Origin of the sequence: Paenibacillus sp. MDMC362 (assembly GCF_003269305.1) — a bacterium.
In the GTDB taxonomy this organism is placed as follows: domain Bacteria; phylum Bacillota; class Bacilli; order Paenibacillales; family Paenibacillaceae; genus Paenibacillus_AQ.
Window position 1 is genome coordinate 40,632 of the sequence record NZ_QLYT01000059.1, and the last position, 20,913, is coordinate 61,544.

Consider the following 20,913-nt stretch of genomic DNA (forward strand, 5'->3'; position numbering starts at 1 on the left):
AGGGGTAGGGAAAATGAGTGGATACGAAGGTTCTGGGTATGGCAGCAGTATTGGTGTTATTCTCGTTCTCTTTATTCTACTGGTAATTATACTGCGTACTTGGGGATTTTAAGTGAACACCTTATATAAGGACCCCACTTGCGTGAGTTGAATGTTCCAGGATTATATTTGAAGGCATCCAGACAAATCTGGGTGCCCTTTCCATAACCTCAGTTACAAACATATAAAGGATCACAGTGCAATCAGGGAGAGTGGGTCTGTACATAAATTTCACTTCATAGATTATTAGTCCAATCCATTCTCGTAGACGGTGCATATAATGAATCATCTTCTGTGAAGGGAGGATTTCTTATGAAAAGACATCATCATAAGATTAAAGTTATAGTCCTCAAACCTGGACAAAAAGTCATTGTAAAGTGTAAAAAGCATAAGAAGAATCACGCATAAAAAGTCTTTAATGCAGTTAATGCAGTGGTGAACCTTAACAAAGGTTCACCACTATCTATAGTACCTTTCCGCTGATAGGGTACAACCTTATAAAGAGGCGAGAATTGATACGTACTGCTGCATGATGCGGGGTGCACTACCCAGAATCAGCAGGAGAATAACCAGCCCTCACCAAAAGATCAATGAAAAAGTTAATCCGAGTAATACATATTACAAGCTATGAAGGCGAATAATTCACCAGACCTGTAGTTCACGGGATTGCTATTGCTTCAAATTTCTGAAATGCCCGAAAAGGGAATAGAGGCTGTATCTAGGCCATCCAATAGGCTTAAGCAAACACAGAATGTACCAGATTGGAGTATCTTATATATTATACTCGTCCTTGCAGTAGGACTTACAGTTGCTTGCCTAATATAAGCGTGGAAGCATTTGATGGAAGGAATTGCTGCAGTTGCCTTCGCTGTAATGGATCACCGGGCTACTCAACAACCTACAAAGGCGGTGAATGATCGTGAAAAAGGTTTGGATTGACGCAGCGCATGGCGGGAAGGATTCCGGAGCAACCGGAAACGGCCTGCAGGAGAAGGACATCGTGTTAGCAGTGTCTCTTGCTGTGAAGAAACGATTGGAAGCTGAATATAGCGATGTCCAAGTACTACTCTCCCGGTCTTCAGACGTGTTCCTTGAATTGGCTGAACGGACTCATAAGGCAAACGCTGCTGGCGCTGATATTCTAGTTAGCATCCATTGTAACGCGGGTGGAGGAGCAGGGGGCTTTGAGTCATATCGATATACCTCGGCAAGCTCCGGTTCGGTAAAATTGCAGAACGTTATGCATACGGAGGTCATGAATGCCATTAAATCTTTTGGAGTCATCGATCGGGGGCAGAAGGCCGCTAACTTGCATATGGTCCGTGAATCTAAAATGCCTGCTGTCTTAACCGAAAACTTGTTTATCGATGTCGCGGCAGATGCAGCCAAGCTTAAACGGCAGGATGTAGTAGATTTTATTGCGATCGGGCATGTGAATGGCATTGCTAAATATTTGGGGCTTCAGAAGAAAGAGGAGGCTGGTACAGTGGAGGATAAGGTACATGTCGTCGTCAACGGAAAGCAGATCGCGGATGGCAAGCTTGAGAATGGCGTGACCTATGTGCCGCTTCGGGCCATCGGTGAAGCATTAGGTGCTAAGGTGAGTTGGGATAATAAGACCAAGACGGCTACAGTTACAACCGAATAAACCCCTGATTATTTTGAGATAGGAAATATGGTTCTCCTCCATATATATGCAAACCTCCCTTGTTGGGGGAGTGAAAAAGAGCAGTGCTATTTGTGCCCCATCCAACAATTTATGTCCCTTTAATCCTAATTTAAGCTCCCATTAATATTCGGAGCATATGATATAAGCACCCCTTAAAAAATATATCAGAAGCCCCTCTAACATCGGTTAGAGGGGCTTCTTTGGTTGTCTTCCCTCATCTGAGGCAAAAGTCCAGGTTCTTGGATGAACTATTTACAATCCCACCCATTTCGTGATATAAGCCGATACGGCTAATTCCTGGAAATCCTGCCAGCTGCGAAATGGGGTATGTTCAATGATAAACGGGTTAATCGTATGTCCTTGTATGAATTCGTCAAACTCTTCATCTGTGTTTCCCTCATAACCTGCAGCTTTCAGCAAGTGACCGATTGAAGAAAACTTGGTATGTCTTTGAATAAATGATTCCGAGAACAATTCTTCCACGGGCACTTCTTGTTTCATGTCCGAGAGCCTTGCGGCATTTTCGCGAATTTCTGATAGCTTCTCTTCATCCAGTCCGTCTAATCCACTGATCCCAGTATTCATTATGCCCACCTCCAAAAAGTTGCACGTCACTCTATTATACATATACGAGTATGCTGAATTATCGGATTCGCTTTTTTTTGAAGCAGGTATTGACTTGCTATTTTTATATAGGGGGAGAAGGTTTATTACATATTTATAATTATTCTTTACCTAGGAATGACTGTGGATATCATGTAGACTGGTAATGATTTACTGCCGCCACACCTTGCTTTAGGGGGATGGAGGTTCGTACATACTTGCTTGCATATGGGGGTGGGCACTGTGCCCAAACAAGAAAAGGTTTCAATGTCATGGCTGCTGCGGTATTTGAAACCGGTAAAAGGACGGCTAATACTGCTGCTCGTGTTGCTGCTGACGTCGACGGGCTTGCAGCTTTTGAATCCGCAAATTGTCAAACGGTTTATTGACACGGCAGCCGAAGGCGGAGTTATAGCCACGCTGATTCAGCTGGCGGGATTGTTTCTGGTCGTGGCTGTTTTTAACCAGCTGATAACCGTGGCTGTCAGCTATATGGGGAACGATATTTCATGGCGCGCGACAAACCGGCTTCGCGGCGATCTTTTGAAGCATTGCTTGCGGCTGGATATGCGATTTCATAATGTCAAAACGCCCGGCGAGATGATCGAGCGCGTTGACGGCGACGTGACGAATATTTCGAACTTCTTCGCGATGTTCATCGTGCAGGTTATCGGAAGTTTTGTGCTGCTCGCCGGCATACTAGGATTTATGTTTACGGTCAATCTGCCGATTGCGATCGTTATGACGGTGTTTACGCTGCTGTCCATTTTGTTCATGGTGTTCATCCGGAATATGGGCGTCAATTCTTCGAAGAATGAACGTGAAGCCAGCGCTTCCCTGTTCGGGTTAATTGAGGAACGCATCGCCGGTATTGAGGATGTACAGGCGAACGGCAATGTGCCGTATGTGATGAATCGGTTTCACCGGATGATGCGCAGCGTGTTTCTGAAAGGAAGAAAAGCCTGGATGCTCCGCGTTGTCCCTTGGAATACCACGGTGATTCTGTTTGCCCTTGCGGTTACCGCTGTCCTGTTACTAGGGGTTCGCTATTATCTGATCGGTGAAATTACGCTGGGGACCCTGTTCTTAATCTACCAATATACGCAGATGCTGAATGATCCGATCGAAATGCTGGGTGACCAGGTGCAGGAGTTCCAAAAAGCAAAATCCGGCATGCTGCGCTCCAGAGAGCTGTTGTCCAACAAGAGCGAGATTGTGGACGGAGAGCAGGAAGAGCTTCCGGAAGGAGCGCTCGGCTTGGAATTTGAGGGTGTCAGCTTCAGTTATAACGAAGATAAGCCGGTGTTAAAAGACATCAACTTTGAAGTCAAACCAGGCGAACGCCTGGGCATTATCGGTCGTACCGGCAGCGGAAAGTCGAGTCTCAGCCGTATTCTGCTTCGACTGTATAACATCGACAGGGGCGTGATCCGCGTTGGAGGGACCGATATCACGAAGCTGAAGCTGCCTGCGCTCTACCGCCGGGTGGGTATGGTCACACAGGATGTGCAGCTGTTCGACGGCTCGTTGCGTGACAACCTGACGTTGTTTGATCACGGCGTGTCGGATGCATTCATTCTGGAAACGACGGAGCGTTTGGGGCTTCGGCAATGGATCGATGCGCAGCCGGAAGGCTTGGATACGCATCTGACAGCAGGCGGAGCTTCGCTGTCCGCGGGAGAAGCGCAGCTATTCGCTTTAACCCGGGTATTTTTGACGCAACCAAGCCTGGTGATTCTGGATGAACCGTCTTCACGCCTGGATGCCGCAACGGAAACGATGCTGCAGGTAGCCGTGGATCAGCTGATGAGCAGCTGTACGGGCATCATCATCGCGCACCGGCTGGCTACGCTGGAGCAAGTGGATAAAATTATGGTGCTGGGTGACGGGCGAATTATGGAATTCGGCGCACGGGAAGCCCTTGCGCTTGATCCGGCATCACATTATGCCAGACTGCTGAGCACAGGCAGAGAGGAGGAACTGGCATGACCATCACGGGTTTTATAGGACGTCTCTTTCGATTCAGGCCTTCATTATTTTTAATCAACGGTCTGCTGTGGTGCATATTTCATTCCTTGCCGCTATTGATCGGACTGGGGATGCAGTGGTTTTTTGACCGGGCAACGGCCAGTTCCACGGATTATGTATGGCTGGCGGTGCCCTTGATCTTTATTGCCGTTGTAAGGGTTGCGCGGGTCGGGACGTTCTTTGCGGCCTTCTATCAATGGGTAACGTATATTTACCACATTCAGGCCATTCTGCGCACGAACATGCTGGCCGGGATTATGCGCTGGCCGGGGCGGAATTTGCCAGCTTCTCCAGGGGAGGCGATGAGCCGCTTCCGCGATGACGTGGATGAAGTTGTGGAATACGTGGAATCCTGGGTGGATTTCTGGGGACGTCTCGTTTTTGCTCTCGTATCCGTTGTCATTATGGCGAGCATTAACTGGAAGATCATGCTGGTGGCCGTGCTGCCGCTCGTCGTGGTCACGCTCCTGAACAATCTGTCCGGCAACCGCGCGCGTCGTTACGGCCTAAAGAACCGGGAAGCTACAGGGCGCATTACCAGCTTTATCGCGGAAACCTTCGGTGCGGTTCAAGCCTTGAAGCTCGGGCAGGCCGAGGATCATGTACATGAGCGCTTCATGAAGCTGAACGAAGACCGCCGGCAGGCAGCGCTGAAGGATAATCTGTTCAAACAATGGATGCGATCCTTGAATCAGCATGTGCTTAGCATCTGTACGGGACTGATTCTGCTGATGTGCGCTGCTGAAATGCAGGCCGGGCATTTTACCGTCGGGGATTTTGCTTTGTTCACTTCTTACCTGGCCAATATCGGCTTCAGCATTTCCTTATTCGGTTATATGGTATTCCAGCACAAGCGGCTGAAGGTTTCCTTTGACCGGATGCGCTCGCTGTTTCGCCCTGGTGAGGAAGACCGGATCATTGAGGCACGGGAAACGTATCTGAACGAAGAGCCGCCGGAACTGCCCGTCATTCACAGAGAACCGGGAGAGAAGCTGAAGGAGCTGGAGGTCAAGAATTTATCGTACCATTATCCGAATTCGGTGAATGGCATATCGGATATTAATTTCCGCCTAGAGCGCGGCAAGTTTCTGGTGGTGACCGGACGAATCGGGGCGGGGAAGTCAACGCTTGTCCGGACATTGCTGGGACTGCTGCCGAAACAGGAAGGAACGATCCGCTGGAACGGGGAAGAGGTGGATCCGGCAACCTTCCTTATGCCTCCTCGGGCGGCATATACTCCGCAGGTTCCAAGGCTGTTTAGCGATCCCTTGAGAGAGAACATCGTGCAAGGGAAGAAGGAGCGGACCGAGGAAACTCTGGAACGGGCTGTTCGGCTGGCCGTCATGGAGAAGGATATCGAAAATCTGGATCAGGGACTGGAGACGTTTGTCGGTCCGAGGGGCGTTATGCTGTCGGGGGGACAAATCCAGCGGGCGGCTACGGCACGCATGCTGATCACGGGCGCGGATTTATTCATTTTTGATGATCTGTCCAGCGCGCTGGACGTGGAGACGGAGCAGCAGGTATGGGATGGGTTGTTCAAGGAACAGGGCGTCACTTGCATCGCGGTATCGCATCGGAGGGCAGCCCTTTCGAAGGCCGATCATATCATCGTCATGAAGGATGGGCGGATCGAAGCGGAGGGCAGCTTGACGGAGCTGCTCGCCACTAGCGAAGAGATGCAGCTGTTATGGCAGGGCGAGCAGTCCGCTGTCGAAGCTCAGGCCACCGCAGAGGATGAAGCTGAAGTTAGTAAGGTATAACATCAAGTTTGGTTTGGAATTGGGGATGTAAGAACAGGTTTAGATAGGTTTAGCTAGGTTAGAGCAGGGCAGCTTCCGTTGGTGTGGGGGCTGCCTCTTTTTGTATAATATTAATGGGAAATAATGGATCTATATTCAGATGTATAAGGGAGAGATCTATATGAAGAATCGCAAATTCTTGGTAACGTTCGGTCATAACCTGGACCATAGCAATATCGATTACCTAGTGTCCGATCGCCTGTCCCGCCATAAGGGCTGGATTCAGAAGGATTACTTTGATCCGGTGCTGCACACAGGGGCTGCGTTTATTCTAAACTACCAGATTATCGACACGAATGCTGCCAGAGTCTCGCAGCGCTATTACTTGGATGATTACCACGTCACGGAAGCCAAGCTGCAAGGCTTTCTTTACTCGCTAAACAAGCTGAAGGGTACGCATGTGCTGTGCAATCCCAGGGTACAAGGACATCACTGGACCGTTATTGATGGGCATGAGTATAGCTGTTATGCCTATCAGACACTGGATGGAAGAGATCTGCGCTTCTTGCAGTACGAAGAGGATTCAGAAGAAGCTTCTCTTAAGAAGGGCGTGCCCCGGATTCCTGAGCATCAGCATTACCTAGCCTTTCCCTCTGATTGCAGTCAAGAAGAGAAGGATCGGCGGCTGACCGACTGGATCATCGGTATTATTGAAGCGGGGAGGCAGCAGCCTTAAGTCTCACCGCCATTCATAAGGATACTCACTGCGTATTTCCTCCACCGGGGAACAACGTAATTCGTTGCTTCTTCTTCGTCTGCATATCTATCGTCAAACCTATCGTAAATTCAGCTTGGCAGATTCTATTATTTTGCTTGCGAGAATAAGGATATTAATACAAGCCGATCGATAGGCTCGGGGAATAGGATGTAGAAGATGAATGGAAAGGGTGGGTTTACCATGGAATGGAGCGTCATTTTTCAATTGATCGACCCGCGGCTCTTCATGGTCGTTGCTGCCTGTTGGGTAATCGGATTTGTGCTGAAGCAAACGCCAAAGGTTCCGAATTGGAGCATCGTATATTTGGTTATGGTCGTATCGATTCTGTTCACAACCGGCTTGATCGGCTGGAGCGTGGAAAATATCATTCAAGGCATACTCGCAGGGGCGTTTGCTGTATTTGGGCATCAAGCCGTTAAACAAACGGCAGAGGCGATTGCGACTAGAAAGAAGTAAGAACGGCTGAATGGCCCGGGATGATTTTTGCCTAAACCGAACTTTACCTGGCAGTCTGCCGCTTGAGCCTGTTACTCTTAAGTCCATAGGATGATTTAAGGGAGCGTGAAGATTTGCAGAGGAAAACGTTGACGGTTGAGGCACTGCCTGGATTTGAGCCGGAGATCGGCCGCTGGATATGGGGACTTGAGGATGTGCGGCGAACGATATTGAAACGGCTGGAAGGGATTCGGTATGAGCAGTTGAACCATAGGGCGGACGGTCGGCAGTCGATCGGTTCGCTGTTGTACCATATTGCTTATATTGAAGCGGACTGGCTATACGCTGAGGTGCTTGAATCCGATTGGGATCCGAAAATAAAGGCAAGCTTTCCCTGGGATCACCGTTCCGAAGATAACCGTCTTTCTGAAGTCCCGGATCAGTCACTGGATGAACACCTTCACCGTATGCAGAAGGTACGTCATGAACTGCTTGCCCACTTCAAAGGCATGGACCTCTCGGACTGGAGGAAAGTCAGACAACTGGAACCGTACGATGTAACACCGGAATGGGTCATCTATCATCTGATTGAGCATGAGTCCCACCATCGGGGACAGATATTTCAGCTGTTAAGAGAATTGGAGATGCAACCCTGATTCTTATCCTGTCAGCTAAAAGGTAATCAGAGCAATTAAAGAGCCGCCTCCCGGCAAGGGAAGCGGCCTTTATCGGTTTACATCCGTTGAAACATAGCTGTGTCACGGCTGTAGTGCGTCAGATAACCTGTCTCTTCGTTGCGGATGCGGACGACATCCGGTGTGTAGCATTCAATGTAACCTCGCTCGATCTCCACGTATACGCTTGCGGGATCCTCTTCCCATACGGAAACCACCGTTTCCGATAAGGCGGCCGCGAAAAAATGGATGTCTTGCGATAGGTACCGGCTATTGCGGTCTGTATTCATTTATTTCATATCCCCTTGATGGTTAGAATCAGATAAAATGCGGTCTACTAGCTCGTTCATTCCCTTCCAGGAATCCTTCAGAATAAATTCATGCTGAATGTGCGCGTTCCACGGACGCGGAATCAGAATGGTTTGTTTTCCGGCTTTTCTGGCGGCAATCGCATTATGGGGACCATCGTCAATCAGAAGATCAAATTCCACTAAATCCTTGCGCTTGGCCACGAAAAAATTCTCGAACGGAATAAAAGGCATATGCCGCTGCAGCCATCTCCATTTCTCGGGCACCGAGGAGGGGCGGGCTGCGGTAACAACAATGACGTCATAATCATGCGTCATTCTGTGGACTTCGTCAATCGTATATTCATCAAATAGTTCAAGTTCTTCATATAAACCCGGCTTTCCGAAGAAAAACTCCTCCGAGCATTCAGGATGCCAGATTTGGTGCAGGTTATAATCGGTAATCTGATCCAGCGTTAGCTGAGGCTCCTTGTACTGCAGATTGTGATAATGAATGGCCTTGGGTATGAGATGGCAGATGGTATCATCCATATCGATGGCGACTATTTTTTTGCTCATATCGTCATTACTCTCCTGTTAATCATGAATTCTAAGAAACGATGATGTTCCGTAAATTGTAAGGGACAGGATGCTTGTTGGCAAACCGGAATCAAAAATGGGAGGGAGTAACATTTTCTTTCTCCTGACTCATTATAAACTAAGTATAGCATTAATGCGGCAACAACCTTCCTGATATTTCGCGGTTATGGGAATAACTTAATAAAGCCTTCATCCATTATGACAGTACATGTCATGATTGCCCTTTTATAATAAGAACACTACAGGGTACAAGGGAGGAACGGCCATGGTGCAAGAATATATCAACATTCGTGGAGCCAGAGAGAATAACCTGAAGAATGTGACGCTGCAAATTCCTAAACGAAAAATCACGGTCTTTACCGGCGTATCCGGGTCGGGCAAATCGTCCATCGTGTTCGATACCATCAGCTCGGAAGCTCAGCGGTTGCTGAATGAGACGTTTACCGCTTTTGTCCGTAACCGACTTCCACGGCACAGTCAGCCGGACGTCGATTCGATCGAGAACTTGTCGACGGCCATCGTCATTGACCAGAAGCGTCTGGGGGGCAATTCGCGATCCACGCTAGGGACGATTACGGATCTGTACGCCATACTCCGTCTGTTGTTTTCAAGGGTGGGAAAGCCGTTTGTGGGATATTCCAACGTCTTTTCTTTTAATGATGCGCAAGGCATGTGTCCGGAATGTCAGGGAATCGGCAGGAAGGTCGAGCTCGATCTAAATAAACTGCTGGATACAAGCAAATCTTTGAATGAGGGGGCGGTCCGATTCCCTATTTTCTCCGTAGATAGCTGGTATATGAAGAATTACACCATGTCCGGGTTCTTTGATAACGACAAGAAGCTGGCCGACTATTCCGAAGCGGAATGGGATCTTTTCCTGTACGGCAAGGAGGGGAAGGTGACGTTCCCGTCCAAGGGAGGACCGGTACAGTCCGACTTCGAAGGTCTCGTGTTGAAGTTTAACCGGCTCTATATTCAGAGAGACAGCAGTGAATTGTCGGAACGCACCTTGAATCACGTCAAAAATGTTATTACGCATGGCACATGCCCGTTATGTAAGGGGACGCGACTCAGTCAAGCGGCATTAATCTGCAGGATCAACGGTTATAATATCGCCGATTGTGCGGCCTTGGAGATCGGGGAGTTAAGAGAGGTCATCCTGAATATCAAAGAGCCCGTGGCTGCCACTATGGTGGCCAGCTTGGCCGAGCGGCTGCAGCACTTGACGGATATGGGGCTGGATTACCTGACGCTGAATCGGGAGACGACCACGCTCTCCGGGGGCGAGTCGCAGCGGGTGAAGATGGTTAGGCATCTGGGCAGCAGCCTGACGGACATGATGTATGTTTTTGATGAGCCTAGCGTGGGTTTACATCCACGGGATGTTCACCGGCTGAACGACATGCTCAGGAAGCTTCGCGACAAGGGCAACACGGTGCTGGTCGTGGAGCATGACCGTGACGTGATTGAAATTGCCGACCATGTGGTGGACGTGGGGCCGAATGCCGGAACCCGGGGTGGGGAAATTGTCTTCGAGGGCACGGTTGAGCAGCTATGCAGCCAAGATTCTACGTTAACCGGGCAGTATATGAAACGTTACATGCCGATGAAAGAACAGTTCCGGGTACCGACAGGACAGATGCGGATTGCCAATGCCAATCATCATAATCTGAACAATGTAACGGTGGATATCCCGGAAGGCGTGTTGACCGTGGTCACGGGCGTAGCGGGGTCAGGCAAGAGCTCGCTGATTCATCATGCCTTCCTGTCCCAGCATCCCGAGGCTGTCGTCATCGACCAGTCCGCCGTCAGCACCTCGATCCGTTCCAATCCTGCTACCTATACGGGCATCATGGATGACATCCGGAGTTTGTTCGCCAAAGCTAACGATCAGAGTCCATCCCTGTTCAGCTTCAATTCCAAAGGGGCCTGCCCCGACTGCCACGGGCTTGGTTTCATTTATACGGACCTGGCGTTCATGGAAGGCATCAAGTCTCCGTGCGACACCTGTGACGGCAGGCGCTTTAAGGATGATGTACTGCAGTATAAGTTCCATGGAAAAATGATTACCGACGTGCTGGATATGACCGTGCTGCAGGCGCTCGATTTTTTCGAGAAAAAAGAAATCAGGCGGCGGCTGGAAGCTTTGCACGATGTGGGCCTGCAATATCTGACCCTCGGACAGCCGCTTAGCACTCTGTCCGGGGGCGAAAGCCAGCGCATCAAGCTGGCCAGCGAGCTGCACAAGCAGGGGAAGATCTACGTGATGGACGAGCCGACGACCGGACTGCATATGTCGGATGTCGGGCATTTGCTGGACATGATGAATCGGCTCGTTGATAATGGCAGCTCGGTGATCGTGATCGAGCACAATCTGGATGTGATCCGTCAGGCGGACTGGATCATTGATCTCGGACCCGAGGGCGGCAGCAGGGGAGGCAGGGTCATGTTCGAAGGAACGCCTGCTGAACTGATCAAGGCGGAACAATCGCTGACTGCGAAGTATGTACGGGGTTAGCTGGAATTCAAGGGAGCGAAGGCCGGTCCTTACCGGGGTCTGACCGAACCCATGCGGACTGTTGCATGGGAGCAGGGAGGAATTCGCTTTTCGTAGTTTCATAATAGACTTGCCAATAGCCATGCCGCATATCCCTGCGGCATGGCTATTCTATGGTTGTTAGGCTTATAAGATCGCTTAAACGGCAATACTGTATGCTGCGACGGACCAAGTTGGTTAATGATGTACGTGTAATGACTCGGTCTGCATTTCTAAATAAGCAGCATCTTTATTGTAAACGGGGGATACGACAATGCAGAAAGTATGGTGGAAAGAAGCCGTTGCTTACGAAATCTATCCGCGCAGCTTTATGGATTCGAATGAAGACGGCATCGGGGATCTGCAAGGGGTTATATCCCGCCTGGATTATTTGAAGGATCTCGGGATTGATGTTATATGGGTATGCCCTATCTATCGTTCGTCCAATAACGACAACGGTTACGATATCAGCGATTATCAGGATATTATGACGGAGTTCGGATCCATGGCCGACTTCGATCAGCTGCTGGCCGAGATCCATAACCGCGGCATGCGGCTTATTATGGATCTGGTGCTTAATCATACCTCGGATGAACATCCGTGGTTTATTGAATCCCGTTCCTCAAGGACCAATCCGAAGCGGGATTACTATATCTGGCGGAATGCGAGGGATGGAGCCGAGCCGAATAATTGGGAATCCGTCTTCACCGGCTCCGCTTGGGAATATGACGAGTTAACGGATCAATATTATCTCCATCTCTATTCCAAGAAGCAGCCTGATTTAAACATGGAGAATCCGGCGGTCAGAGATGATCTGGTCAAGATGATCCGTTGGTGGCTGGATAAAGGGATTGACGGTTTCCGCGTGGATGCGATTACCCATATTAAGAAGCTGCCGGGTTTGCCGGATATGCCGAATCCGAATCACCTTCGTTATGTCGACTCGAATCCCGGACATCGGAATATCGCGGGCATCCATGAATTTCTTCAGCAATTCAAACGCGAGGCGTTTGCTCATTATGACATTATGACGGTTGGCGAAGCGAGCGGCATTCCGATAGCGGAAGCAGACCGCTGGATCGGGGAAGAGAACGGGTCACTGAATATGATTTTTCAATTTGAGCATGTCAATCTTGATTTCGGACTGGAAGGACGCTGGGATTATGCGGTCTGGGACTTGGCCGAATTGAAGCAGATCATGCATAAATGGCAGACGGGCCTTGAAGGCGTGGGCTGGAATGCCCTCTATATGGAGAACCACGATCAGCCGCGGTCCGTATCCCGTTTTGGCGATCCGGTCCATTATCATAAGGAATCGTCCAAGATGCTGGCTACTTTTTTTATGCTGATGCAGGGGACGCCGTTTATTTATCAGGGGCAGGAAATCGGAATGACGAATGTCGAGTTTGCAGAGCTGAGTGATTATCGGGACGTGGAGATCTACAATTATTATCGCGAGCGGCTTCTGGACGGGAAAGACGTGCCCGAGACGATGCGTAGAATCGCGTACCGGGCTAGGGACAACGCAAGAACGCCGATGCAGTGGGATGACACGCTCTATGGCGGCTTCTCAACGGTTGTGCCGTGGATCCGCTGCAATCCGAATTATCATGAAATCAACGTAGAGCAGCAGCTAACCGATCCCGACTCCATTCTGAATTACTATAAAGCCTTGATCCGACTGCGCAAATCCAGTGAAGCGCTGATCTACGGAAAATATGAAGCCGTGCTTAACGAGCATTCAGAAATTTTCGCCTATTCCAGGTCGCTGGGAAACGAGACGTACTTGATTGTTCTCAACTTCTATAGCGGAACACCGGATTTTCAGTTCCCGGCGGAATGGCGTGAGCATCAACCGGAAGTTGTACTCTCGAATTACGAGCGTTCGGACCGAAGCTTCGACGAATTCGCGCTACACCCTTATGAAGCGATAGTTTATCGTGTAAACTAAGTGGGTAAGCGATTTCTTGAGATGAGAGGTGAAAGCAGCTTGTCACAATTCAATATGATGTCTGCCGCCGTTCTTGATCGCCCGTTATCCATCGGGGTGAAGCAGGTTCCCATTCCCGAGCCGAAGCCGGATGAAGCCTTGATTCAGGTGTACTGCATCGGCATATGCGGCTCGGACGTGCATTACTATGAGCATGGACGGATTGGCAGGTATGAGGTGAAGGAACCGCTGATTCTGGGGCATGAGCTTGCCGGCGTTGTGGTAAGGACGGGGGAGAAGGTAAGAAATGTCTCCGTTGGTGACCGCGTGGCCGTGGAACCGGGCGTAACGTGCGGGCGCTGCTCTTATTGTAAAAGCGGACGTTACAACCTGTGTCCGGATGTTGTATTTATGGCCACCCCGCCGGTTAACGGGGCTTGGGCCGAATACGTTGCGGTGCGAAGCGACTTCCTGTTCCGGCTGCCGGATGAAATGTCCTTTGAGGAAGGTGCTTTGCTTGAACCGCTGTCCGTAGGACTCCATGCCGTACGACGGGGGCGTATCCGGCCAGAGGACCGGGTGCTCGTGCTCGGACTGGGGCCGATTGGCTTGCTTGCCATGGAGGCGGCCAAAATGTCCGGAGCCTCTCAGGTATATGGCAGCGACGTCGTGGAATACCGGCGTGATCTGGCCCTGCAGATGGGAGCCTCCGGCGTGATCAATCCGATGGGCGAATCCGTTTCGCAGCGATTGAACGAACTGACGGACGGCAATGGCATTGATCTTATTATTGAAACGTCGGGCAACGCCGGGGCCATCGCGGATTCTATCGGATATGTGAACCGGGGAGGCCGGATCGTGTTTGTAGGTCTGCCCACAAAGGATGCGATCCCGGTGGATATTGGCGCTTTGGTTGACGCCGAGCTGGATGTATATGGCGTGTTCCGCTACGCAAACACGTACCCGGCGGCTATTCAGATGCTGCAAAACAACAAGGCCAGCCGCATACGCGACATCATCACCCACCAATTTTCCTTGGATCAGATCGAGGAAGCCGTAGAGCTTGCTCGCACGCACAAGGACACCAGCGTAAAAGTCATGATCTATCCTCATCCAAACGCTTAAGGTTGTTCGCGGCCTGGAGAGTCGCTTCCGGAGCTGTCGTGTAACAAACGCGCCAATGCAGCGTAATGGACCATCATCAAAAAGCACCGCTCCAACACTTGTCGGAGCGGTGCTTTTTTTCGCGTTACCGGTTAGTTCGGGCGTTCATTACTCATCCAGCTGTCGATGCGCAGATCATCGCCGTAGCTGTCGCGGGCCGAAATTTCGCCGAGCTTCTGCTCGGCATCCTCGCGGGTATCGAACCCGCCGATGACCGCGATGAAGTCGTTGCTGGCCGTCTTAATGAAGGTCACGTCGTCTTCCATATAAATCTCTTCAAGGATGGCGAGGGATTCCCCTTGCGGCATGGCTTCACTGCGGATATAGAAGACCTCGCGCGGGGTTACCGGCTCTCCGGTCGAAGTGAGCTTCAGCTCAATATAGCCGGGGTCTTTATATTCGGATACGGTATGCTTCACGCCATCCTTCAGCTCAACGACAAAACGCATGGCCGAGTCGTCCAGAATCACATTCTCATAGACATCCTTCACCAGCGGCAGAGCCAGCATGTCTTTCTTGAGGGTTTCATAATCAAAATTTCGTACGCCGTTAAACGTGAAGATCAGACGGTTTGGCGCATCCCGATGATCCACCGTGTAGGCCGGGACACTGGAAACGGACTTGCCTTCCTGGTTAAATTGAATTTTTAATACGTCTTCGGAAGCTTCTGTGCCCACGGTAACGCCGTCGGTCCGCTCGCCTCCGCCCCCGAACTGCAGAACCTGAACGATGATGCCCACCACAGGGACTTTGGATAAGGCGTTGGCCACCGTCGGGATGTTGACCACGAATAGCAGGGCAACGGCAGCTGCAACAACGGAAGAGTATCTCGTCAAGCGCATGGAGCGTTTGCGGGCAGCCGCCTTTTTCTGTGCAGCATCGATTACGCCGGTTAGCTGGGCGGGGATTTCAATGTGTTCGTAGCGTTCTTTTCCTGTCATAGGCTATCGACCTCTCCCTCGAGTAGATATGATTTTAATTTTCCGATAATTCGGTAGAACCTGGTTTTAACCGTATTTTCGGACAATGACAGCATATCCGCCATTTCCCTGAAACGCAGGTCCTCAAAAAACTTCAAAATAATATAGGTTTTCTCCTCCGGCAGCAGTCTGTCCAGCGCATCGTACAGGTCCATCTTCTCTTCCAGCGGTACGGCATGCTCTGCGGCTGCATAGTCCTGCGTCTGATCTTCCATAAAAGTAACCCGCTTCTTGCGACCGAGATGGTCGATGGCAGCGTTAATAACGATCCGGGTCATCCAGGAATCAAAATACTGCGGCGTGTTCATCCGCTCGTAAGCGAGATATCCCTTATAGGTTGCCTCGGAGACGATATCCAGTGCCTCCTGTTCATTTTTGACATAGCAATAGGCTACCCGGTATAACTTGTTTTTGCATTTCTCCATATTTTCGCTGAACTGTTGTTGCTTCGACTCTTTCACTCTCAGTTCACTCACCCCTAACTACTAGCACTAGTATTCATGTCATGGCACGAATTCGTTTCATCTATTCATCCATTGGCCGGATTGGATCATGCTCAAGTACTTGAGTGCGCTTGACTGATCATTAGACCGTGGAGGGGGCCAAATAGTTTTAACCGGGGATGAAAAAAGTCCATGAACTTAACAAAAGTCCTTAACGGTGTTACTATATTAACCATATAAAATGTACGGAGGCCAGAACATGTAGGTTTTTCTACCCTAACCCATACAACTAAATACAGAATTGGGGTAGAAAGATGAAAAGAAAATCTTTTCGGTATCTCTGGATCGGTCAGGCGTTCGCCAATAGCGGCGATTTATTTTACATTGTCGGCCTGATGGCTATGATCCATGAGATTACAGGATCTGCGATGCTGATGGCTATGGTACCCTTTCTCACGACGATGGCTCGTTTTATAAGCGGGAGTTTTGCACCCGTATTGATGGACAAATACAGCCTCAAGTCATTGCTTGCTTCGTCCCAGATCGGAAAAACGGCCATGCTGTTTCTATTGTTGGTAACCTGCTATGCGCTGGGAGAGCAGGAGGTGGCGGTTTATGCAATTCTCGGATTCGTATTCCTCATCTCTCTGCTCGATGGCTGGGCTGCACCTGCAAGTCATGCCATGCTGCCGCGACTGGTGGATGCCGCTGACCTGACGAAAGCGAACAGCTTTGTTGCCATCGTGGATCAGTTGATCCAACTGGGAGGCTGGGCCGTTGGGGGACTGCTGGTCGCAGCCTTGGGCGGAAGCAATGTGATATGGCTGACCTTTGCCCTGGCCCTGGCAGCCGCTGTCTGCATGAAGATGATCGAGGATCGGCATGAATCCTCTTCGGAACAGAAAGAGAAGGCACGCGTTTCGAATTGGCGTTCCATTCAAGAAGGCTGGACACTCATTTGGAAACAGCCTTCTATTCGTGCGATTCATGTGATTTATGTATTGGAGACGATGGCGGGCGTGATTTGGATCGCGGCGACCATCTACGTGTATGTAGCCGATGTGCTGCACAGGGAAGAGGCATGGTGGGGATATATCAACGCAAGCTTTTTCCTGGGACTTATGCTGGGCGGACTGTTTGGCATGAGAGGCGCAGGGCTGATCGACCGCAACATCCGCAAGTTGGTTATCTGCTCTTCCTTCGGCATCAGTATCATGACGTTCGGTTTTGGATTAACCTCGGTGCCTTGGCTGGCCCTGGTGTTCTCGGCAGGCTTCGGCGTTTTTGAACAGCTTAAGGCAGTCTCGCTTCAGACTACACTGCAGCGGGGCGTATCTGTCCATGTATTGCCGAAGGTGTACGCTGCACAAAGCGCGCTAGTTTCGCTGGTATTCGGCTTATCCACCCTGTTGTTTGGGTTCATAACCGATGAATTCGGCGTTCGGGCTACGTATATCATCGCTGCCACGGTGCTGTTCATCTCGGGATGCTACGCATTACGGATACGAACGAGATTGCCGGAGTCAGGGGAGGGGCTTGAACAAGGACGGATCGGCATCGAATAATCATTAAAAAAAGGCGAGCTTAAGGCGCGAGCTTAAGGCTCGTCTTTTTTGCATGCATAAATGGATCCGGACACGAGCTACAGCAAGCATCATCAATACGGTTTACTGAACGTGAAACCTTAATAACCGCGGGGCAATACTGGTTTTAAAAATATTTCGAAAATCCGGTTGACAATCCATCTACTACGTATTACGATATACCTGTAGTAGGTCACACTGAATACCGACGACAATGAGCTGCAGAAATATTTAAATGAAATTGTTGACATCCCCTACTACTCAGTATTACAATGTACATGTAATAAGTAATACTTAATAGCGTGTTTCCCAAAATGCTATTAAGCAAAAATTTCCCTTAGTACTACGTTGTACTGAATATAGGTAATACTGAATAGGGGAGGGACGAAATAGAGGAGGCTTTCGAATATGGAAAATTTAACGGAAATGCTGAAGGGTTCGCTGGAAGGCTGCGTGCTGGAAATCATCAGCCGTCGTGAAACCTATGGCTATGAGATTACCCGCCGTCTGAACGAGCTTGGATTTACGGAAGTTGTGGAAGGGACGGTCTACACCATACTCGTGCGGTTAGAAAAGAAAAAGCTGGTGAACATTGAAAAGAAACCGTCAGATATGGGGCCGCCGCGCAAGTTTTACTCACTTAATGAGGCTGGCCGTCAGGAGCTTGAATTGTTTTGGGAAAAATGGGATTTCTTATCTTCCAAAATCAATGTCTTGAAGTCAAATTAGCTTCATAAGATATTCCGTTCGATACTTGTGGGGTGCCTTGTTCAGCTTTATATAAAAGGAGGAAAAATAATATGTTGGAAATGTTCAAAAAAATGATTGGTGATAAAAAAGAGTACAAAATGATGATGGCACGGGTTGAAGCCCTGCCAGAGGACTACCAGTTTGTATTTAAGAAAATTCAAAACTACATGTGGAATTTCTCAACGGGCAACGGGATGGATATGCTGCACATTCAGTATGAATTAATCGAGTTGTTCGAAGCCGGTGCGGCCGATGGCAGACAAGTGCTGGAGATCACTGGTGACGACGTGGCGTCCTTTGCCGACGAACTAGTGACAAACGCTAAAACCTATGTAGCCAAGTATCGGAAAGACTTGAATCAGGATATCATGAACCGATTGGGAAAAAAATAATTTCAATAGATAATACGACTGATTAGCTGGTTTACAAATGTGAATCACCGCCTTCGCTATTCAGTTCATTTTTGACCCGGTAATAAGTCATACAGATTATCAGTCATACTAAATAGATAGTGTAGGCCATCCTGCTCCGCAAGGCGCTTATTATAAGGAGGATAAAATATGAGAAATGCAGTGATTTCTGTAAAAGGGTTAAAAAAATCCTTTAAAGACAAAGAAGTCTTAAAAGGTGTGGATTTTGAGGTGCGGCGCGGCGAGATTTTCGCACTGCTGGGCTCCAATGGAGCGGGCAAGACGACGATAGTCAACATTCTCTCGACACTGATGAAGCCTGATGGCGGCGAAGTAGGTATTTGCGGCTTTGACGTCCAGCGTCAATCGGATCATGTTCGCCAGAGCATCAGCCTGACAGGGCAGTTTGCAGCTTTGGACGGCATGCTCACCGGGCGGGAAAACCTGATGATGATCGCCAAGTTGCGGGGCGTTTCCAACCCTGAGCAGGTTGCCGATAATCTGCTTGCAAGATTCAGCCTGACCGATGCGGCCAATCGCCGGACAGACCAGTATTCCGGCGGGATGAAGCGTCGGATTGACATCGCCATGAGCCTGATCGGGACGCCAGCCGTCATTTTTCTCGACGAACCGACGACAGGGCTTGACCCCGAAGCGCGAATTGAAGTCTGGGATACCGTCAAGGAGCTTGCCGGCGGCGGCACGACCATCTTGCTGACGACCCAGTACCTGGAGGAAGCCGAACAGTTGGCGGACCGTATCGCCATCCTGCATAGCGGGAAAATCATCACGACCGGTACGCTTGCCGAACTCAAAGGGATGTTCCCCCCAGCGAAAGTGGAGTACATTGAGAAGCAGCCGACATTGGAGGAAATTTTCCTCGCGATCATCGGCAACAAGGAGGCGATGTAAATGAAAAGCAAAACAGGGACATTACTAGGGCGTTTAATGCGCAACATCATGCGCAGTCCGGATACGATTATCACGGTGGCGATTACGCCGATTATGATGATGCTGCTGTTTGTCTACGTATTTGGCGGTGCCATAGAGACAGGTACGGACAACTACGTCAATTATTTATTGCCGGGAATCTTGCTGATGGCTGTCGCATCCGGCGTCGCTTACACTTCACTGCGGCTGTTTACGGATATAAAAAGCGGGTTGATGGCGCGTTTCGTTACCATGCCCATCAAGCGCTCTTCGATATTGTGGGCTCACGTGTTGACCTCGCTAGTTTCTAATGCGCTTACTGTCGTGGTGGTTTTCCTCGTCGCGCTGCTGATGGGCTTCCGTTCAAGCGCGAGTATCCTGGATTGGCTCGCGGTAGCTGGGATACTAGGACTGTTTACGCTGGCGCTGACATGGCTGGCGGTCATCCCTGGATTGACAGCGAAGTCTATGGAAGGGGCGACAGCCTACTCGTATCCGCTGATTTTCCTGCCGTTTATCAGTTCGGCCTTTGTCCCGACCGAAACCATGCCTAAAATTGTTCGGGCGTTCGCTGAGAATCAACCCGTGACATCTATCGTGAATACGATTCGTTCCCTTTTGTATGAAGGGGCTGTTGGGAACGGGATCTGGGTTGCGCTTGGCTGGTGCGTCGGCATCATGATCATCGCTTACTTCTTCGCCAGTAAACAATTTAAACGCCAGTTAGGGTAAGTACACCATGAGGAGATTACCCATACCAATAGTCAGCCGCTAGTGGAAGAGGCCCTCCCGTATTATGCAGGGGAGAGCCTCTTTTTTTTGGGGATTGCCATGGTGTTATCGTGAAGGGCCGATTGCGATCCAGGACATGAAACCATAGGCGAGATTGCAGTTAGGCTGGCGGCTTACTTCAAGGACGGCGGCATCCTCGCGCTGGGATTTCAAGGAGATCTGGAAGCCTGGATTGTTGCTCATTCCCACAATGATATAGTTGATCCCAGAAAAAGCCTCCTCGAATTGTACGGTCACCTCGGTCAGGGCTTCAGCTCCAAATACAAAAGGCGTCATGCCGAATTGCTGCAGCTTCGGCTGGCCGGCTGCGCTGCGTACGGGTGCAAAACTTAAATGTTCTGCCGATACCGCACCTTTAGCCAATTGTTGTCCGGTAACGGATCCGTCGGCGAGATGGGCGGTTGTAACGGCGCCGTTTGCAAGCTTGTCGCTATCAACCGATCCTTCGGCTAACGAGAAGTTGTTGAAGGCATCCGGTCCGAGATGCCTGCTGCCGATGGCCCCGTCGGCAATCTGCGCTCCGGTAAGCGAACCTTCAGC

General features: G+C 49.9%; 20 protein-coding genes. 14 read left to right on the top strand and 6 right to left on the bottom strand.

The genetic code is table 11. The annotated features are described in order from the left end of the window. Positions 1–958: 958 nt before the first annotated feature. On the top strand, positions 959–1,687 hold the full coding sequence (locus DP091_RS25635; protein ID WP_113060964.1) for an N-acetylmuramoyl-L-alanine amidase: 729 nt from the start codon (positions 959–961) through the stop codon (positions 1,685–1,687). 273 nt (positions 1,688–1,960) lie between these two features. Here the strand turns inward: DP091_RS25635 and DP091_RS25640 are convergent, their stop codons facing one another. Then, positions 1,961–2,293, bottom strand: coding sequence for a hypothetical protein (locus tag DP091_RS25640; RefSeq protein WP_113060930.1), 333 nt, complete (start codon positions 2,291–2,293; stop codon positions 1,961–1,963). 261 nt (positions 2,294–2,554) lie between these two features. Here DP091_RS25640 and DP091_RS25645 point away from each other — a divergent pair, with 261 nt between their 5' ends. From DP091_RS25645 to DP091_RS25665, 5 genes are all read left to right on the top strand, one after another. Next, positions 2,555–4,300, top strand: a complete 1,746-nt coding sequence (locus tag DP091_RS25645) for an ABC transporter ATP-binding protein (protein WP_113060931.1) — start codon at positions 2,555–2,557, stop codon at positions 4,298–4,300. Further along, positions 4,297–6,102 (top strand): ABC transporter ATP-binding protein, encoded by a 1,806-nt coding sequence (locus tag DP091_RS25650; RefSeq protein ID WP_113060933.1) that lies wholly within the window; start codon positions 4,297–4,299, stop codon positions 6,100–6,102. The genes DP091_RS25645 and DP091_RS25650 overlap by 4 nt, the downstream gene beginning before the upstream one ends. Positions 6,103–6,262: 160 nt before the next feature. Then, positions 6,263–6,817 carry a hypothetical protein gene (locus DP091_RS25655; RefSeq protein WP_113060935.1) on the top strand — a complete coding sequence of 185 codons (555 nt, stop codon included), beginning with the start codon at positions 6,263–6,265 and terminating at the stop codon, positions 6,815–6,817. Between the two features lie 198 nt (positions 6,818–7,015). Beyond that, on the top strand, positions 7,016–7,315 hold the full coding sequence (locus DP091_RS25660) for a phage holin family protein (RefSeq protein WP_113060937.1): 300 nt from the start codon (positions 7,016–7,018) through the stop codon (positions 7,313–7,315). Between the two features lie 113 nt (positions 7,316–7,428). Further along, the gene (locus DP091_RS25665; protein ID WP_113060938.1) at positions 7,429–7,950 is read left to right on the top strand and encodes a DinB family protein; all 522 of its coding nucleotides are present in this window, start codon (positions 7,429–7,431) and stop codon (positions 7,948–7,950) included. A gap of 77 nt (positions 7,951–8,027) precedes the next feature. On the opposite strand, the gene DP091_RS25670 is transcribed toward DP091_RS25665, so the two are convergent. Together DP091_RS25670 and DP091_RS25675 are read right to left on the bottom strand one after the other, a co-directional pair. Further along, positions 8,028–8,258, bottom strand: a complete 231-nt coding sequence (locus DP091_RS25670; protein ID WP_071222107.1) for a hypothetical protein — start codon at positions 8,256–8,258, stop codon at positions 8,028–8,030. After that, entirely contained in the window at positions 8,259–8,834 is a 576-nt protein-coding gene (locus DP091_RS25675; protein ID WP_113060940.1) for a 5' nucleotidase, NT5C type, read from the bottom strand. 286 nt (positions 8,835–9,120) lie between these two features. On the opposite strand from DP091_RS25675, the gene DP091_RS25680 reads away from it, so the two are divergent. The 3 genes from DP091_RS25680 to DP091_RS25690 all read left to right on the top strand — a co-directional run bounded on the left by DP091_RS25680 (position 9,121) and on the right by DP091_RS25690 (position 14,446). Further along, a complete protein-coding gene (locus DP091_RS25680) occupies positions 9,121–11,373 on the top strand; it encodes an ATP-binding cassette domain-containing protein (protein ID WP_113060942.1) in 2,253 nt (750 codons plus the stop codon). 292 nt (positions 11,374–11,665) lie between these two features. After that, entirely contained in the window at positions 11,666–13,342 is a 1,677-nt protein-coding gene (locus DP091_RS25685) for a glycoside hydrolase family 13 protein (RefSeq protein ID WP_113060944.1), read from the top strand. A 39-nt stretch (positions 13,343–13,381) separates the two neighbouring features. Next, positions 13,382–14,446, top strand: coding sequence for an NAD(P)-dependent alcohol dehydrogenase (locus tag DP091_RS25690; RefSeq protein WP_113060946.1), 1,065 nt, complete (start codon positions 13,382–13,384; stop codon positions 14,444–14,446). A gap of 131 nt (positions 14,447–14,577) precedes the next feature. Here the strand turns inward: DP091_RS25690 and DP091_RS25695 are convergent, their stop codons facing one another. Together DP091_RS25695 and DP091_RS25700 are read right to left on the bottom strand one after the other, a co-directional pair. Further along, positions 14,578–15,426 carry a hypothetical protein gene (locus tag DP091_RS25695; RefSeq protein WP_113060948.1) on the bottom strand — a complete coding sequence of 283 codons (849 nt, stop codon included), beginning with the start codon at positions 15,424–15,426 and terminating at the stop codon, positions 14,578–14,580. Further along, positions 15,423–15,941 carry a sigma-70 family RNA polymerase sigma factor gene (locus DP091_RS25700; protein ID WP_113060950.1) on the bottom strand — a complete coding sequence of 173 codons (519 nt, stop codon included), beginning with the start codon at positions 15,939–15,941 and terminating at the stop codon, positions 15,423–15,425. The genes DP091_RS25695 and DP091_RS25700 overlap by 4 nt, the downstream gene beginning before the upstream one ends. A gap of 281 nt (positions 15,942–16,222) precedes the next feature. Between DP091_RS25700 and DP091_RS25705 the strand changes: the two genes are divergently transcribed. From DP091_RS25705 to DP091_RS25725, 5 genes are all read left to right on the top strand, one after another. Beyond that, positions 16,223–17,473 carry an MFS transporter gene (locus DP091_RS25705; RefSeq protein ID WP_113060952.1) on the top strand — a complete coding sequence of 417 codons (1,251 nt, stop codon included), beginning with the start codon at positions 16,223–16,225 and terminating at the stop codon, positions 17,471–17,473. Positions 17,474–17,899: 426 nt separating this feature from the next. Beyond that, positions 17,900–18,220 carry a PadR family transcriptional regulator gene (locus DP091_RS25710; RefSeq protein ID WP_071222099.1) on the top strand — a complete coding sequence of 107 codons (321 nt, stop codon included), beginning with the start codon at positions 17,900–17,902 and terminating at the stop codon, positions 18,218–18,220. A gap of 71 nt (positions 18,221–18,291) precedes the next feature. Then, positions 18,292–18,633, top strand: coding sequence for a DUF1048 domain-containing protein (locus DP091_RS25715; protein ID WP_113060954.1), 342 nt, complete (start codon positions 18,292–18,294; stop codon positions 18,631–18,633). 168 nt (positions 18,634–18,801) lie between these two features. After that, the gene (locus DP091_RS25720; RefSeq protein WP_113060956.1) at positions 18,802–19,563 is read left to right on the top strand and encodes an ABC transporter ATP-binding protein; all 762 of its coding nucleotides are present in this window, start codon (positions 18,802–18,804) and stop codon (positions 19,561–19,563) included. Then, positions 19,564–20,313: an ABC transporter permease gene (locus DP091_RS25725; RefSeq protein ID WP_113060958.1), complete on the top strand. Its 750-nt coding sequence runs from the start codon at positions 19,564–19,566 to the stop codon at positions 20,311–20,313. 105 nt (positions 20,314–20,418) lie between these two features. Here DP091_RS25725 and DP091_RS25730 read toward each other — a convergent pair. Next, the coding region (locus DP091_RS25730; RefSeq protein WP_113060960.1) for a WIAG-tail domain at positions 20,419–20,913 on the bottom strand (495 nt) is incomplete at its 5' end.

What these genes read in the sequence shown, in the direction of transcription:
- DP091_RS25715 (WP_113060954.1), top strand. Translation starts at nt 18,292, where the DNA reads ATGTTGGAAATGTTCAAAAAAATGATTGGTGATAAAAAAGAGTACAAA.
- DP091_RS25680 (WP_113060942.1), top strand. Translation starts at nt 9,121, where the DNA reads ATGGTGCAAGAATATATCAACATTCGTGGAGCCAGAGAGAATAACCTG.
- DP091_RS25655 (WP_113060935.1), top strand. Translation starts at nt 6,263, where the DNA reads ATGAAGAATCGCAAATTCTTGGTAACGTTCGGTCATAACCTGGACCAT.
- DP091_RS25660 (WP_113060937.1), top strand. Translation starts at nt 7,016, where the DNA reads ATGAATGGAAAGGGTGGGTTTACCATGGAATGGAGCGTCATTTTTCAA.
- DP091_RS25710 (WP_071222099.1), top strand. Translation starts at nt 17,900, where the DNA reads ATGGAAAATTTAACGGAAATGCTGAAGGGTTCGCTGGAAGGCTGCGTG.
- DP091_RS25640 (WP_113060930.1), bottom strand. Translation starts at nt 2,293, where the DNA reads ATGAATACTGGGATCAGTGGATTAGACGGACTGGATGAAGAGAAGCTA.
- DP091_RS25695 (WP_113060948.1), bottom strand. Translation starts at nt 15,426, where the DNA reads ATGACAGGAAAAGAACGCTACGAACACATTGAAATCCCCGCCCAGCTA.
- DP091_RS25685 (WP_113060944.1), top strand. Translation starts at nt 11,666, where the DNA reads ATGCAGAAAGTATGGTGGAAAGAAGCCGTTGCTTACGAAATCTATCCG.
- DP091_RS25675 (WP_113060940.1), bottom strand. Translation starts at nt 8,834, where the DNA reads ATGAGCAAAAAAATAGTCGCCATCGATATGGATGATACCATCTGCCAT.
- DP091_RS25650 (WP_113060933.1), top strand. Translation starts at nt 4,297, where the DNA reads ATGACCATCACGGGTTTTATAGGACGTCTCTTTCGATTCAGGCCTTCA.
- DP091_RS25725 (WP_113060958.1), top strand. Translation starts at nt 19,564, where the DNA reads ATGAAAAGCAAAACAGGGACATTACTAGGGCGTTTAATGCGCAACATC.
- DP091_RS25720 (WP_113060956.1), top strand. Translation starts at nt 18,802, where the DNA reads ATGAGAAATGCAGTGATTTCTGTAAAAGGGTTAAAAAAATCCTTTAAA.
- DP091_RS25705 (WP_113060952.1), top strand. Translation starts at nt 16,223, where the DNA reads ATGAAAAGAAAATCTTTTCGGTATCTCTGGATCGGTCAGGCGTTCGCC.
- DP091_RS25670 (WP_071222107.1), bottom strand. Translation starts at nt 8,258, where the DNA reads ATGAATACAGACCGCAATAGCCGGTACCTATCGCAAGACATCCATTTT.